Origin of the sequence: Comamonas sp., from assembly GCF_036643215.1 — a bacterium.
Lineage (GTDB): Bacteria > Pseudomonadota > Gammaproteobacteria > Burkholderiales > Burkholderiaceae_C > Comamonas.
This window is the reverse complement of the sequence record NZ_JAVXSJ010000006.1, coordinates 108,387-122,191: the sequence shown is the minus strand read 5'-3', so window position 1 is coordinate 122,191 and position 13,805 is coordinate 108,387. Positions and strand designations below refer to the sequence as shown.

Here is a 13,805-nt window from a genome sequence, read left to right as displayed (position 1 = left end):
AAACCATGCTCCACCTTATAAAGCACGGTCGTGCAATTTTAGGTGAGCTGCTTACAAGCCTACTGCTGATACCCTGACAGCTGATACCGGATTTGCACTGAAGTTACGCCTTCTTCACCCAAACAGCGGCGAAAAATCCGTCAGTTTCGTGCTGATGCGGCCACAGGCGCAGATAGCGCTTGCCGTCATCTCCACCGCTGCACAGCTTGTCGCCATCAGCAATCTTCAGCTGCTCCAGCACATCGGCAGCATTCAAGGGTTCAAACTCAGGGTGAGCAGCGCTGAAAGCTTCGGCAATGGCTTCGTTTTCCTGCGGCAGGATGGAGCAAGTAGCGTAGATCAGGCGGCCACCGGCCTTGACCAGACGAGCGCTGCTTTCCAGAATCGCGGCCTGCTTGACGGTCAGCTCTTCCACGGCCTTGGGGCTTTGGCGCCACTTCAGGTCAGGGTTGCGGCGCAAGGTACCCAGGCCCGAGCAAGGCGCATCCACCAGCACGCGGTCAATCTTGCCAGCCAGGCGCTTGACGCGTTCATCACGCTCATGGGCAATGGCAGCGGGGTGCACATTGGACAGACCCGAGCGCGCCAGGCGTGGCTTGAGTGCATCCAGGCGGTGACCCGACACGTCAAACGCATACAGGCGGCCGGTATTGCGCATGGAAGCGCCAATGGCCAGCGTCTTGCCGCCGGCACCGGCGCAAAAGTCCACCACCATCTCGCCGCGCTTGGCATCCAGCATCAGGGCCAGCAGTTGCGAGCCTTCGTCCTGCACCTCGATGGCACCACGATTGAAGGCATCCACCTTGGCCAGCGCAGGCTTGCCATCGACACGCAGACCCAGTGGCGAGAACGGTGTGGGCTTGGCCTTGATGCCAGCTTTTTCCAGTTCTTTGCGCACTTCAGCGGGCTTGTCGTTCAGGGCGTTGACGCGCAAGTCCAGCGGCGCAGCCTTTTCCATGCTCGCAGCCAAGGCCCAGAATTCGTCACCCACCTGTGCCTTGAGCGGCTCAACCAGCCACTCGGGCAGGTTGTGGCGGTGGGATTCCATCAGCTCTTCAGGCTTGATGTTGTCGCAAGCGTCCAGCCACTTGAGTTCCTGAGGTGTCAGCGCAGCCTTGATAAAGGTCTCGCTGTCCTGGCCGTCCTTGTTCTTGACGTTGCCTTGCTTCTTGCCCTGCTCACGCAGGACAGCGGCAAAGCCGAGAATGGCCAGACGGCGCTCACGCGGGCCGCTGCCGGAATGTGCCAGGCCTTCAAACAACAGCTTCTTGCGCAGCACGGTGTAAGTGGTTTCGGCCAGAGTGGCGCGCTCACGCGGGCCGAGGTAACGGTTTTCGCGGAAGAAGTAAGACACCACGGAATCGGCCGCGTGTTCAAAAGTCATGGCGCGCTTGACGAGTTCAGCGCAAGCGTCGAGAAGCTGTTTGGGATGCATAGCCCCAATTGTCCCACTGTCACCCTAGCCTTGGCTTGCGCCAGAAATCTATGGCCTCCAAGCGTCAACGAAGATTCATAGTAAAAACAGGCTCTAGCCCTTTTAGAGCATGCACTAACCGCTCACCTTTTTAAAATATCATGTCCGACCACAACCTGCCGCCCCTCATCACCACCCCGCCCGGCCTGTACGAACATTACAAAGGCATGCCCTATGAAGTGATTGGCACCGTGCGCCACAGCGAGACGCTGGAGCCTCTTACGCTGTACCGCGCCCTGTATGGCGAACGTGGTCTGTGGGTGCGCCCTGCCGCCATGTTTAATGAAACCGTGGTGATTGATGGCGTGGAGCAGTCGCGTTTTCGCCGTCTGCCGGAAGATCAGCAGAAATTGGCATAAAAAAGGCTCTAGCGCCTATTCAATAAGCGCTAGCAGCTATCAAATCTGATTTAGCTCTTGATCAGATTAAGCACAGCACGCGGGTAAATGGCGTGTTCTTGCACCAGCACGCGCGCGGCCAGCAGGTCGGCTGTATCGCCGGGCAGCACAGGCACCACAGCCTGCTCCAGAATCGGTCCCACATCCAGCTCGGCCGTCACGCGGTGCACGGTGCAGCCCGCAAACTTGCAGCCTGCATCAATGGCGCGCTGATGCGTGTGCAGGCCCGTAAAGGCGGGCAACAACGAGGGGTGGATGTTGATGAGGCGGCCTTCGTAATGCGCCACAAAGCCGGGGGTCAGAATGCGCATAAAGCCAGCCAGCACCACCAGATCAGGCGCATGGCGGTCAATCACCTGCATCAGCTCGGCATCAAAGGCCTCGCGGCTATCAAACTGCTTGTGATCCAGCACCTCGGTGGCGATGCCGTTATCGCGCGCAAAGACCAGTCCTTTGGCCTCAGCCTTGTTGCTGACCACGGCCGCGACCCGGGCGTTGTACTGCTTTGCCCAGTTCTGCTGCTGGGATGCACGCACAATGGCGGCCATGTTCGAGCCGCCGCCCGAGATCAGGATCACGATGTTTTTCATGGGCGGCGATTGTCGCATTGACGGGCTAACCCTTGGTGGCTTGCAGCCGTTCCCGTGCGCCGTTCTAGACTTTTGAGGAGACAACATGCCTTTTGACCCACGCAATATCGCCCTCACCCCCATTGAGGCCCGCGTTCTGGCCACGCTGATGGAAAAGGCCCGCACCGTGCCGGACAGCTATCCGCTCACGCTCAACAGCCTCATCACCGGCTGCAACCAGAAGTCCAGCCGCGACCCGGTGATGGAAATCAGCGAAGGCGAAGCCCAGGAAGCGCTGGACAACCTGCGCATGAAAACGCTCGCCGTGCAGATCAGCGGCACCCGCTCTACCCGCTGGGAGCACAACTTTCCCCGCGGCATCGGCGTGCCCGACCAATCCGCCGTGCTGCTGGCCCTCTTGATACTGCGCGGCCCCCAGACGGCGGGCGAGCTGCGCATCAACTCCGAACGCTGGCACCGCTTTGCCGATATCTCCTCGGTCGAGGCATTTCTGGATGAACTGCGCGAGCGCAGCGAAGAAAAAGGCGGCCCGCTGGTCGTACTGCTGCCCCGTGCGCCCGGCGCCCGCGAATCGCGCTGGGCCCATCTGCTCTGCGGCCCCGTCGATGTAGCCGCCCTGCAAAGCGCCGCCAGCGCCAGCGGTGGCACGGGCGGCGGCAATGCATCTGCCCTGCAGCAACGCGTGGATACGCTGGAAGCGGAAGTGACCCAGTTGCGCGCCACCGTGCAGATGCTGTGCGAATCACTGGGGGTGGAGCCACCTGCCATCCAGACAGCACCAGCTGAGTAAGCCAGTGCATTGAAATTGATAGCTGCTAGCGCTTTATAGATAAGCGCTAGAGGCATATTTCAATCAACTATAAAAAACTGGCGCGCTCCAAGCCAGAGACAGCAGGGCCGCCATCCCCCTGAGGGGACGGCACAAAGCCCCTCAGGGGATCAACAACCTCGGGGGAACCCTTCCTTGTCACGACCCGGACAGGAAGAAAAAGAACGTGCGTGCTACAAAACATCCAGATTTTCTGGAGACACCGCATGGACTTGGCATTCACCCCTGAAGAACAGGCTTTTCGCGATGAAATCCGCACCTGGGTGCGGGCAAATCTGCCCGAGGATATTGCGCACAAGGTGCGTAACGATCTGCACCTGACGCGTGACGACATGCAGCGCTGGGCCAAAATTCTGGGAAAAAAAGGCTGGCTCGGTTACGGCTGGCCCACAGAGTTTGGCGGCCCCGGCTGGTCGGCCGTGCAAAAGCACTTATTCGAAGAGGAATGCGCGCTGGCCTGCACGCCGCGCATCGTGCCCTTCGGCCCGGTGATGGTGGCCCCGGTCATCATGGCCTACGGCACGCCGGAGCAGCACAAGCGCTTTCTGCCCGGCATTGCCAGCGGCGAAGTCTGGTGGAGCCAGGGCTACTCAGAGCCCGGCTCGGGCTCTGACCTGGCCAGCGTCAAAACCCGCGCCGAGCGCGTGGGTGACAAATACATCGTCAACGGCCAGAAGACCTGGACCACGCTGGGCCAGTACGGCGAGTGGATCTTCTGCCTGGTTCGCACCAGCAACGAAGGCAAGCCCCAGACCGGCATCAGCTTCTTGCTGATCGACATGAAATCCCCCGGCGTGACCGTGCGGCCCATCAAGCTGCTGGATGGCGGCCATGAAGTCAACGAAGTCTTCTTCGACAACGTGGAAGTACCTGCCGACCAGCTGATTGGCGAAGAAAACAAGGGCTGGACCTACGCCAAGCACCTGTTGAGCCACGAGCGCACCAATATTGCGGACGTGAACCGCGCCAAGCGCGAGCTGGAGCGCGTCAAGCGCATTGCCAAGGCCGAAGGCGTGTGGGAAGACCAGCGCTTCCGCGACCAGATCGCCCTGCTGGAGATTGATGTGATCGCGCTGGAGATGCTGGTGCTGCGCGTGCTCTCGGCCATGAAGTCGGGCAAGAACCCGCTGGACATTGCCGGCCTGCTCAAGATCAAGGGCAGCGAGATTCAGCAGCGCTATGCCGAGCTGATGATGCTGGCCGCCGGCCCCTACTCCCTTCCCTACGTGCAGGAAGCCATGGAGGCAGGCTACCAGGGCGACTTCCCCGGCGGCGTGCTCTGCAACGCCCCTCTGGCCGCCACCTATTTCAATATGCGCAAGACCACCATTTACGGCGGCTCGAACGAGGTGCAACGAAACATCGTGGCTCAGACGGTTCTTGGCTAAAGGCCACAGGAGACAAATATGGATTTCGATTTTTCCGACGACCAGCAACAACTGCGTGATGCCGTGGCCCGCTGGGTGGACAAGGGCTACACCTTCGAGCGCCGCCAGAGCATTGCCAAGCAAGGCGGCTTTTCGCGCGAGGTCTGGAACGAGCTGGCCGAGCTGGGACTGACGGCTCTCACCGTGCCCGAGCAATACGGCGGCCTGGGTCAGGGCGCAGTCGATGTGATGGTGGTGATGGAAGAACTAGGCCGCGGCCTGGTGATGGAGCCGCTGACGCAGGCTTTTGTGGCCAGCGCTCTGCTCAGCCAGTTTGGCAGCGAGGCCATCAAGCAAAGCTGGCTGCCCCAGATTGCAGCGGGCGAGAAACTGGTCGTGCTCGCATCTCAGGAGCGCAAAGCGCGCTACCGTATTGATGTCTGCGATGCAAAGGCGAGTAAAACTGCCAATGGCTATACGGTAGACGCTACCAAAAACATAGTTCTTGCCGGTGACAAAGCCGACGCTTTCATCGTGCCTGCCCAGCTGGACGGAAAAATTGCGCTCTTCCTCATCGAAAACGGTGCCGAAGGGGTGTCAACCAAGGCTTATGTCACTCAGGATGAAGCCCGCGCCGCCGATCTGGTCTGCAAGGCAGCGCCCGCCACGCTCATCACCAACAACGGCCTGGCCGCACTGACGCTGGCGCAGGATGTGGCCAACGCCGCCCTGTGCGCCGAAGGTGTCGGCGTGATGGAGCAAACGCTCAAGCTCACCACCGAGTACATGAACCAGCGCAAGCAGTTCGGTGTGCCCATCTCCAGCTTTCAGGCCCTGCGCCACCGCGTGGCCGATATGAAGATGCAGCTGGAGCTGGCCCGATCCATGAGCTATTACGGCACGCTCAAGCTAAGCGCCCCGGCAGAAGAGCGCCATCTGGCCATGGCTCGCGCCAAGGTGCAGCTGGGCCAATCCATGCGCTACGTGGGCCAGCAGTCCGTGCAGCTGCATGGCGGCATTGGCGTGACCGATGAATACGTGGGCAGCCACTACTTCAAGCGCCTGACGCAGATGGAGATGACGGGCGGCGACACTCTGCACCACCTGGGCACCGTGTCTGCGCACATGCAGGACAGCGCTGGCGTTTTTGCCTAGAAACCCACAGGAATACACAGCAAGTTACGGCAACTGCATTCAACATAAAAGCAAAAGTCAACAGCACGCTACGGCGTGCTGTTTTGCTTTTGGCATGCGCTATGCACAGCCCTGCGCTTCCTATGATCTTTGCGCCATTCACAAGATCAAGGAGACACGCATGAGCACGCAAGACACCGAAAAGTACCTGCTGGAGTCTATTCGCCTGGCCATGGGCAACGTCAAAGGCCGCGAACGCGCCACCTGGCCCTTCGGAGCCGTTCTGGTGCGTGACGGCCAGGTGCTGGCCCGCGCCGTCAATCAGGTCGAGGAGCTGTGCGACCCTTCGGCTCACGCCGAGATGCAGGCCCTGCGCATTGCCGCCAAGGAGCAAGGCAGCACCGATCTGTCCGGCTCGGTGATGTATGCCAGCGGCTACCCCTGCACCATGTGCCACACGGCCATGCTGCTGGCCGGCGTGAAGAAGGTCTTTGTCGCCTACTCCAACGAAGAGGGCGAGCCCTATGACCTGTCCGCCTCCCGTGGTTACGACGAACTGGCTCGCCCCGAAGACAAGCGCGAGATGCCCGTCATCAACCACCGCGTGCGTGATACGGGTGAAGACTTGTACGAAGCATGGCAAAAAGCCGTGGATGAAGATCGCGCCACTGTCTAAGCAGTACAAGCGCTAGGCGCTATCAAAAACAAAGCCCTGAATGATGAGTTCAGGGCTTTTTTGTTCTCAGCACAGCGGCTTCAGGTCAGCAGATAGTCCACCGGCTTGAGGGGTGGCGGAACCTGCGGGTCGCCCAGCGACTGGCTCAGGCTGATCTCAATGCCACGGCACATGGAGTCCAGCGCCAGATCGTTGCTTTCCATGCCGAAAGGCTCTTCCAGCTCATCGCCCAGTGCATCAAGACCGTAGAAGGTATAGGCCACGATGCCCACCACAAAGGGGGTCATGAAGCTGGTGACATCGACCAGGCCAAAGGGCAGCAAGAAGCAGTACAGGTGCGCCGTGCGGTGGAGCAGCAAGGTGTAAGAGAAGGGAATTGGCGTGTTCTGAATGCGCTCGCAAGATGCCGCAGCCGAGGTGAACCCGCTTAGCGTCCTGTCAATCGACACCGCCAGACAAGGATCGATGCGCTTGTCCTTCAAGCATTGCCCCAGGTCCTGCCCCATGGCCAGAACAATGGCGTCTGTGCGCTGGCCCAGCGGCAATTGCTTCAGGCGCAGCCATTCGTCATCGGTCAGCCATTGCTGGGCTGCCGTATCCTCTTTCAGGCCGCGTAGCTGGGCGCGCAGCGCGTGGGCAAAGGCCACGGCGCGGTGCACCATGCGCACGCGCACATCGTTGGCGCGCTGACGCGGGTCAATGGGGTGATCAGATTCAATCAAACTCTGGCACTGGCGCGACAGAGTGCGCGCGTAGATGACGATTTCGCCCCAGAGCTTGCGCCCTTCCCAGTAGCGTGAGTAAGCGGTGTTGTTGCGAAAGCCCAGAAAAATCGCCAGAGGCAGACCGATCAGCGTGAACGGGATCGGCGTGATGGGAATCTTGGTGTGAAACAAGGTGCCGTGGGCCACCGTGACGATGACGGCAAGCACGATGTTCACGGCCAGCACACTTTTGATGCGTTGCAGCACCGAGCCCCGGACAATCCAGAACAGCCTGAAGCCCGATGGGCGATCTCTGACGATCATGAAAACCTAGATAGGCATAAACCCCAATTCAATCACAGACCCCGAGAGCCTTCAGCCAACGCAGCAAACTCCCACTATCTTGCTCAACTGCGCCAGCGCGAGCCACGCGGAACGTGGGCGACGAGAAACTCCATCTGGTCGGCCAGAATGCGGCGGTTTCTCAAAATGAAGTCTTCCCACAGCGTGGGGGTGTAGGGGGTGTAGAGCAGCGGCATGCGCGCCTGCTCGGGCGTTCTGGCACCCTTGCGGTGATTACAGGCACGGCAGGCGGTAACCAGATTCATCCAGGTGTTCTCGCCGCCGACACTGGCGGGAAGAATATGCTCACGCGTCAGATCGCCCTCATGGAACTGGCGCCCACAGTAGGCGCAGACGCAGTGGTCACGCGTAAAGAGCTTGCCATTGGTCAGACCCGGCAGCAACTCGTGCGGGTTGATATTGGGCATGCCCTTGGTGCCAATGATGGAGTTGATGTGAATGACTGACTGCTTGCCGGTCACCGCATTGTGGCCACCCCGAAAGCAGGCGATTTCGACACCGGCTTCCCAGCGCACATCTTCAGCTGCATAGTGCAGCGCCGCTTGCTCCAGCGTTACCCAGGACTGCGGCAGCCCCTGGGCTGTCAGCTTCAAGACTTTCACAACACGCCTCCAGTCAGTCAACAAGACCACAGAAAACGGCAGAGCGTCTTGGCGCTCTTTTGCAGCCTCCTCAGCTGCATGGATTGAAGCAATATACTCTGAAACTATGTCAAATAGACGGCTTGCGCCGCATGCATAGGCGCTAGCTGCTACAAATAACAAAGCAGCCCATGAAGATTTTTCGCGGTATAAATCATCCCGGACTGGCCCCCGCCTGCGCCGTGACCATTGGCAATTTTGATGGTGTGCACCGGGGACATCAAGCCATGCTCGGCCTGCTCAAGGCAGAAGCCGCACAGCGTGGCATTCCCAGCTGCGCGATGACCTTTGAGCCGCACCCGCGTGACTACTTTGCGCAAAAGCTGGGCAAGCCCGAGCTGGCACCAGCGCGCGTGGGCACGCTGCGCGACAAGCTCAGCCAGCTTGAAATCTGCGGCGTTGATCAGGTCGTGATCCTGCCCTTCAACGAGTCCCTGGCCAGCCAGCGCCCCGAAGACTTTATTCAGGATGTACTGATTTCCGGTCTGGGTGCCAGATACGTGCTGGTGGGCGATGACTTCCGCTTTGGCAACAAGCGCGCCGGCGACTACGCCATGCTGGATAACGCCGGTCAGGCTCTGGGCTTTGATGTGGCGCGCATGAACAGCTATGAAGTCCACGGTCTGCGCGTCTCCAGCACCGAGGTGCGCGCCGCCCTAGCTGCAGGCGATATGCAGCAGGCCGCCAAGCTGCTGGGGCACCCCTACAGAATCTCGGGCCATGTGGTTCACGGTCGCAAACTGGGCCGCAAACTGGCCGAATCCCAAAACGGTGCCAATGACGGCTTTCGCACGCTAAACCTGCGCTTTGACCACTGGAAACCCGCAGCCAGCGGCATTTTTGCGGTGCTGGTGCATGGACTGTCGGACCAGCCGCTGCGCGGTGTCGCCAACCTGGGCGTGCGCCCTTCTCTGGACCCCAATGACATCAACGGCGGACGCGTGCTGCTGGAGACCCACTGTTTTGATTGGCCCGCACAGCTGGGAGGGGAAGGTGCCTACGGTAAAATCATCCGCGTGGAACTTCTGCACAAACTGCACGACGAGCTGAAGTATGACAGTCTCGATGCCCTGACGGCAGGCATCGCCAAGGACTGCGATGACGCGCACGCGTTTTTCGCCTCCGGCCACACGCCGTCTCATACTTCTGCACACACAGAGACTCGTCGCCAGACCACGCGCGACCGAATTTGACGCTCGCTGCTCGCACGCCATAGGCGCGGCAGCGCATCTGGCGCTCACCTCATCATTCACGCCCAGGCAGCACTGCCCGGGCCCAGTATTGCTCTCAAGGTTTCCCATGTCTGATTCGAAGTCCAACAAGCCCGAAGCGTCCGTCTATCGCGCCACGCTGAACATGCCCGACACCCCCTTCCCCATGCGCGGCGACCTGCCCAAGCGCGAGCCGGCATGGGCCAAGGAGTGGGAAGATCAGGGCACCTATCAAAAGCTGCGCGTGGCACGCAAGGGCGCGCCCATGTTCATCCTGCATGACGGCCCTCCCTACGCCAACGGCAAGATCCACATCGGCCATGCCGTGAACAAAATCCTGAAGGACATGATCGTCAAGAGCCGCCAGCTGGAAGGTTTTGACGCGCGCTACGTGCCCGGCTGGGACTGCCACGGTCTGCCCATCGAAAACGCCATCGAAAAGCTGCATGGCCGCAACCTGCCCCGCGACGAGATGCAGGCCAAGAGCCGCGCCTTTGCCACCGAGCAGATCGCCCAGCAGATGGTGGACTTCAAGCGCCTGGGCGTGCTGGCCGACTGGGACCACCCCTACAAGACCATGAACTACGCCAACGAGGCGCTGGAGCTGCGCGCCTTGAAGAAGGTGATGGAGCGTGGTTTTGTGTACCGCGGCCTCAAGCCCGTGTACTGGTGCTTTGACTGCGCCTCGTCGCTGGCCGAATTCGAAATCGAATACCAGGACAAGCAGAGCCAGACCCTGGACGTGATGTTCCCCGCTGCCGAGCCTGCCAAGCTGGCAGCAGCCTTTGGCCTGCCCCAGCTGAACAAGGAAGCCTTCATCGTCATCTGGACGACCACGGCCTGGACCATCCCCGCCAACCAGGCGCTGAACGTCAACCCCGATCTGGAATACAGCCTGGTCGACACCGAGCGCGGCCTGCTGATCGTGGCCTCGGCCCTGGTCGAAAAATGCCTGACTCGCTGGAAGCTGGAAGGCACTGTTCTGGCCACGGCCCAGGGCAAGGCGCTGGACCACATGCCCTTCAAGCACCCGCTGGCCCATGTGGACAAGGGTTTTGACCGCATCTCGCCCGTGTACCTGGCCGACTACGCCACGGCGGACGACGGCACCGGTATCGTGCACTCGGCCCCTGCCTACGGCGTGGATGACTTCAACAGCTGTGTCAACAATGGCATGGACTACAAGGACATCCTGAACCCCGTGCAAGGCAATGGCGTGTACGCAGCTGATCTGCCCATGTTCGGCGGTCAGTACATCTGGAAGGCCGTGCCCGTCATTCTGGATGCGCTGAAGGTCGCCAACCGCCTGATGGACACCACCAGCCTGGAGCACAGCTACCCCCATTGCTGGCGCCACAAGACGCCCGTCATCTACCGCGCTGCAGCGCAATGGTTCATCCGCATGGATGAAGGCGAAGGCGTGTTCACCGACCCCGCCCAGAAGCCCGAAAAGACTCTGCGCCAGATCGCGCTGGACGCCATCGAGCAGACCAATTTCTACCCCGAAAATGGCCAGGATCGCCTGCGTTCCATGATCGCCGGTCGTCCCGACTGGTGCATCTCGCGCCAGCGTTCGTGGGGCGTGCCCATCCCCTTCTTCCTGCACGTGGACACGGGCGCTCTGCACCCGCGCACCATGGAGATCATCGACCAGGCGGCCGACATGATCGAGCAAGGCGGCATCGAGGCCTGGAGCCGCGTGACCACCGAAGAAATCTTGGGCGTTGAAGAAGCCAAGCAATACACCAAGAGCACCGACATTCTGGAAGTGTGGTTCGACTCTGGCAGCACCTTCTGGCACGTGATGCGCGGCACGCACAACGACATGCACCACGACCAGGGCCCAGAAGCCGATCTGTACCTGGAAGGTCACGATCAGCACCGCGGCTGGTTCCACTCTTCGCTGCTGCTGGCCTCGGCCATCTTTGGCCGTGCCCCGTACAAGGGCCTGCTGACCCATGGTTTCACCGTGGACGGTCAGGGCAAGAAGATGTCCAAGTCCGTGGGCAACACCGTGGCGCCACAAGACGTCAGCAACAAGATGGGCGCTGAAATCATCCGCCTGTGGGTCGCTGCGACCGATTACTCGGGCGATCTGGGTATCGACGACAAGATTCTGGCCCGCGTGGTGGATGGCTACCGCCGCATCCGCAACACGCTGCGCTTCTTGCTGGCCAACGTCAGCGACTTTGACGTGACCACCGATGCTGTTGCCTATGGCGACATGCTGGAGATCGACCAGTACGCGCTGGCCCGTGCTGCGCAGCTGCAAAAGGAAATCATCGGCCACTATCAGGTCTATGAGTTCCACCCCGTGGTCGCCAAGATTCAGCTGTTCTGCTCGGAAGATCTGGGCGGTTTCTACCTGGACGTGCTCAAGGATCGCCTGTACACCAGCGCGCCCAAGAGCCTGGCCCGCCGCTCGGCCCAGACCGCGCTGCACCAGATCACCCACGCGCTGCTGCGCTGGATGGCTCCGTTCCTGTCCTTCACAGCCGAAGAAGCATGGAAGATTTTTGGCAACGGCGAAACCATCTTCCTGGAGAAGTTCACCGATCTGCCCGAAGGCGACGAAGCCCTGCTGGCCAAGTGGACGCGTCTGTGCGAAATCCGCAACGTGGTCAACAAGGACATCGAGAACGTGCGCGCCGACGGCAAGCTGGGCTCGTCCCTGCAAGCCGAAATCACCCTGTCCGCACAGCCCGAAGACCTGGCTTTGCTGCAATCGCTGGCGGATGACCTGAAGTTTGTCTTCATCACCTCCGCCGCCAACGCGGTGGCTGGGGATGCATTGCAAACCACGGTCAAGGTGAGCGAGAACGCCAAGTGCGAGCGCTGCTGGCACTACCGCGAAGACGTGGGCGTGAACCCCGAGTACCCCACTCTGTGCGGCCGTTGCGACAGCAATCTGCATGGCGATGGTGAAGTGCGCACCAAGGCCTAAGCACTTAAAAAGTGAGCTGCCAGCGCCTGCTGGCAGTCTCTTTCAGCATCAAACCATACTGAAACCTTTTTAAATCAGGCGCTAGCCGCTATCAAAAAACATTAGCAAAGAGCTGTCATGAGCAACACCCAGACATCTTCCGCAGGCTTTGGCCGAATCTGGCCCTGGCTTTTGTGGGCGCTTGTCATCATCGGCGTGGACCAGATCACCAAGCAGATCATCCTGGCCCATTACCAGCTTGGGGACTGGACGCCCGTCGCCAGCTTCTTCAACATCGTGCGTGCGCACAACACGGGCGCAGCCTTCTCCTTTCTGGCAGATGGCAGCGGCTGGCAGCGCTGGTTGTTTGTGGGCATTGGCGTCATCGCCACCGTGCTCATCGTCTGGCAGTTGCGCAAGAACCCCAACGAGAAAATGTTCTGCCTGTCGCTGTCCAGCATTCTGGGCGGCGCCATTGGCAACGTGGTTGACCGCCTTCAGCACGGCTATGTGGTGGACTTTCTGGACTTCTTCTGGGGCCGCAGCCACTTCCCAGCCTTCAACGTGGCAGATATGGCCATCACGCTAGGCGCTATTTTGCTGATTCTGGATGAAATCCTGCGCGCGAGGCGTGCCAAGAATCAAGCCTGAAAATAGGCTAAACCTACATCCCATAAGCGCTAGCCGCTATCTTTTAAAAGCCGCAACCCACTGGGTCTGCGGCTTTTTTATGGCATCTCGTACTCGGGAGTATTGGCCCAGACCAGTTGCCCATCCTTCCAGTAACGCACCGAAATGGGGTTGGTTTGATAGCAGGTATCCCGCACCCAGTCGGCCAGCGTCAGCGTCTGTGCTTTCTCGGGGATGACAAAGGGGTCACGCTCTTGCCTGGCATTGAACTGCACCATATACCCCGCCGCACAATCCTCGGCAGGCCGCCCCTCACGCGCCGCAAACTGCTGCGGCCTGGACAACTCCAGAGTCAGCTGGCCCGTCAGGCTCAGGGCATTGACCCATAGCCCGCCCACCTCTACCGGCACGGGAAAGCGGATGTCCTGCACCGCCCGCAAGTCGGGCTGGCCGTCAGCGCGCTCCACGCCGCCTTCCGGCATATCGCGATGCACATGACTGCCCGCCGGCACGGTGATATCACCCCAGACCACCGCGCGAGTCAGCGTAATGTTCATCAGCCGCTCCTGCTCGGCAATCTGCGCATCGGCATAGCGCTGACTCAACGCCATCTGCACCAGCATCACCCCTGTCGATATGGGCAGCACGGACAAAACCACGGCCACAATCCATTGCCACACCGCAAGCGGCGGCCTTGGCGTGCCGCGCCGCTCATGCCACAGCCGCCAGCCCCACCAGCCCAGCAAACCGACAGCCAGCAATAGCGCCAGCAGCAACAAGAAAAGGCCTGCAACGGCAGCACCTGGAACAGCAGGAATCATGGAGAACCCGTTTTGATGACAAGCCGCATAGGCAACGCCTGGAT

General features: G+C 60.4%; 13 protein-coding genes. 8 read left to right on the top strand and 5 right to left on the bottom strand.

Annotation, left to right across the window (positions count from 1 at the left end; translation table 11 throughout):
- Nucleotides 1-103 precede the first annotated feature (103 nt).
- On the bottom strand, nt 104-1,435 hold the full coding sequence (locus RSF91_RS06560) for an RsmB/NOP family class I SAM-dependent RNA methyltransferase (protein ID WP_332567656.1): 1,332 nt from the start codon (nt 1,433-1,435) through the stop codon (nt 104-106).
- Between the two features lie 140 nt (nt 1,436-1,575).
- Here RSF91_RS06560 and RSF91_RS06555 point away from each other — a divergent pair, with 140 nt between their 5' ends.
- Nucleotides 1,576-1,833, top strand: coding sequence for a DUF1653 domain-containing protein (locus RSF91_RS06555; RefSeq protein ID WP_332567655.1), 258 nt, complete (start codon nt 1,576-1,578; stop codon nt 1,831-1,833).
- Between the two features lie 50 nt (nt 1,834-1,883).
- Here the strand turns inward: RSF91_RS06555 and purN are convergent, their stop codons facing one another.
- Complete coding sequence (gene purN / locus RSF91_RS06550) at nt 1,884-2,462, bottom strand: phosphoribosylglycinamide formyltransferase (protein ID WP_332567654.1); 579 nt, start codon at nt 2,460-2,462, stop codon at nt 1,884-1,886.
- 85 nt (nt 2,463-2,547) lie between these two features.
- Here purN and RSF91_RS06545 point away from each other — a divergent pair, with 85 nt between their 5' ends.
- The 4 genes from RSF91_RS06545 (at nt 2,548) to RSF91_RS06530 (ending at nt 6,468) form a co-directional block, all read left to right on the top strand.
- Nucleotides 2,548-3,252, top strand: coding sequence for a YceH family protein (locus tag RSF91_RS06545; protein ID WP_332567653.1), 705 nt, complete (start codon nt 2,548-2,550; stop codon nt 3,250-3,252).
- Between the two features lie 245 nt (nt 3,253-3,497).
- Complete coding sequence (locus RSF91_RS06540) at nt 3,498-4,679, top strand: acyl-CoA dehydrogenase family protein (RefSeq protein ID WP_332567652.1); 1,182 nt, start codon at nt 3,498-3,500, stop codon at nt 4,677-4,679.
- A gap of 18 nt (nt 4,680-4,697) precedes the next feature.
- On the top strand, nt 4,698-5,813 hold the full coding sequence (locus tag RSF91_RS06535) for an acyl-CoA dehydrogenase family protein (protein WP_332567651.1): 1,116 nt from the start codon (nt 4,698-4,700) through the stop codon (nt 5,811-5,813).
- A 160-nt stretch (nt 5,814-5,973) separates the two neighbouring features.
- Nucleotides 5,974-6,468 carry a nucleoside deaminase gene (locus RSF91_RS06530; protein WP_332567650.1) on the top strand — a complete coding sequence of 165 codons (495 nt, stop codon included), beginning with the start codon at nt 5,974-5,976 and terminating at the stop codon, nt 6,466-6,468.
- An 80-nt stretch (nt 6,469-6,548) separates the two neighbouring features.
- Here RSF91_RS06530 and RSF91_RS06525 read toward each other — a convergent pair whose 3' ends face one another.
- A complete protein-coding gene (locus RSF91_RS06525; protein ID WP_332567649.1) occupies nt 6,549-7,496 on the bottom strand; it encodes a bestrophin family protein in 948 nt (315 codons plus the stop codon).
- A gap of 83 nt (nt 7,497-7,579) precedes the next feature.
- Nucleotides 7,580-8,137 carry an HNH endonuclease gene (locus RSF91_RS06520; RefSeq protein WP_332567648.1) on the bottom strand — a complete coding sequence of 186 codons (558 nt, stop codon included), beginning with the start codon at nt 8,135-8,137 and terminating at the stop codon, nt 7,580-7,582.
- Nucleotides 8,138-8,307: 170 nt separating this feature from the next.
- Between RSF91_RS06520 and RSF91_RS06515 the strand changes: the two genes are divergently transcribed.
- The 3 genes from RSF91_RS06515 (at nt 8,308) to lspA (ending at nt 12,961) form a co-directional block, all read left to right on the top strand.
- Complete coding sequence (locus RSF91_RS06515) at nt 8,308-9,369, top strand: bifunctional riboflavin kinase/FAD synthetase (protein WP_099738384.1); 1,062 nt, start codon at nt 8,308-8,310, stop codon at nt 9,367-9,369.
- A 106-nt stretch (nt 9,370-9,475) separates the two neighbouring features.
- Nucleotides 9,476-12,331 (top strand): isoleucine--tRNA ligase, encoded by a 2,856-nt coding sequence (gene ileS / locus RSF91_RS06510; protein ID WP_332567647.1) that lies wholly within the window; start codon nt 9,476-9,478, stop codon nt 12,329-12,331.
- A 117-nt stretch (nt 12,332-12,448) separates the two neighbouring features.
- Nucleotides 12,449-12,961, top strand: coding sequence for a signal peptidase II (gene lspA / locus RSF91_RS06505; protein ID WP_332567646.1), 513 nt, complete (start codon nt 12,449-12,451; stop codon nt 12,959-12,961).
- Between the two features lie 77 nt (nt 12,962-13,038).
- Here lspA and RSF91_RS06500 read toward each other — a convergent pair whose 3' ends face one another.
- Entirely contained in the window at nt 13,039-13,761 is a 723-nt protein-coding gene (locus RSF91_RS06500; RefSeq protein WP_332567645.1) for a hypothetical protein, read from the bottom strand.
- Between the last annotated feature and the right edge of the window lie 44 nt (nt 13,762-13,805).

Excerpts from the sequence above, each read along its gene's own strand:
- RSF91_RS06560 (WP_332567656.1), bottom strand. The coding sequence starts at position 1,435 with ATGCATCCCAAACAGCTTCTCGACGCTTGCGCTGAACTCGTCAAGCGC.
- RSF91_RS06555 (WP_332567655.1), top strand. The coding sequence starts at position 1,576 with ATGTCCGACCACAACCTGCCGCCCCTCATCACCACCCCGCCCGGCCTG.
- purN (WP_332567654.1), bottom strand. The coding sequence starts at position 2,462 with ATGAAAAACATCGTGATCCTGATCTCGGGCGGCGGCTCGAACATGGCC.
- RSF91_RS06545 (WP_332567653.1), top strand. The coding sequence starts at position 2,548 with ATGCCTTTTGACCCACGCAATATCGCCCTCACCCCCATTGAGGCCCGC.
- RSF91_RS06540 (WP_332567652.1), top strand. The coding sequence starts at position 3,498 with ATGGACTTGGCATTCACCCCTGAAGAACAGGCTTTTCGCGATGAAATC.
- RSF91_RS06535 (WP_332567651.1), top strand. The coding sequence starts at position 4,698 with ATGGATTTCGATTTTTCCGACGACCAGCAACAACTGCGTGATGCCGTG.
- RSF91_RS06530 (WP_332567650.1), top strand. The coding sequence starts at position 5,974 with ATGAGCACGCAAGACACCGAAAAGTACCTGCTGGAGTCTATTCGCCTG.
- RSF91_RS06525 (WP_332567649.1), bottom strand. The coding sequence starts at position 7,496 with ATGATCGTCAGAGATCGCCCATCGGGCTTCAGGCTGTTCTGGATTGTC.
- RSF91_RS06515 (WP_099738384.1), top strand. The coding sequence starts at position 8,308 with ATGAAGATTTTTCGCGGTATAAATCATCCCGGACTGGCCCCCGCCTGC.
- ileS (WP_332567647.1), top strand. The coding sequence starts at position 9,476 with ATGTCTGATTCGAAGTCCAACAAGCCCGAAGCGTCCGTCTATCGCGCC.
- lspA (WP_332567646.1), top strand. The coding sequence starts at position 12,449 with ATGAGCAACACCCAGACATCTTCCGCAGGCTTTGGCCGAATCTGGCCC.
- RSF91_RS06500 (WP_332567645.1), bottom strand. The coding sequence starts at position 13,761 with ATGATTCCTGCTGTTCCAGGTGCTGCCGTTGCAGGCCTTTTCTTGTTG.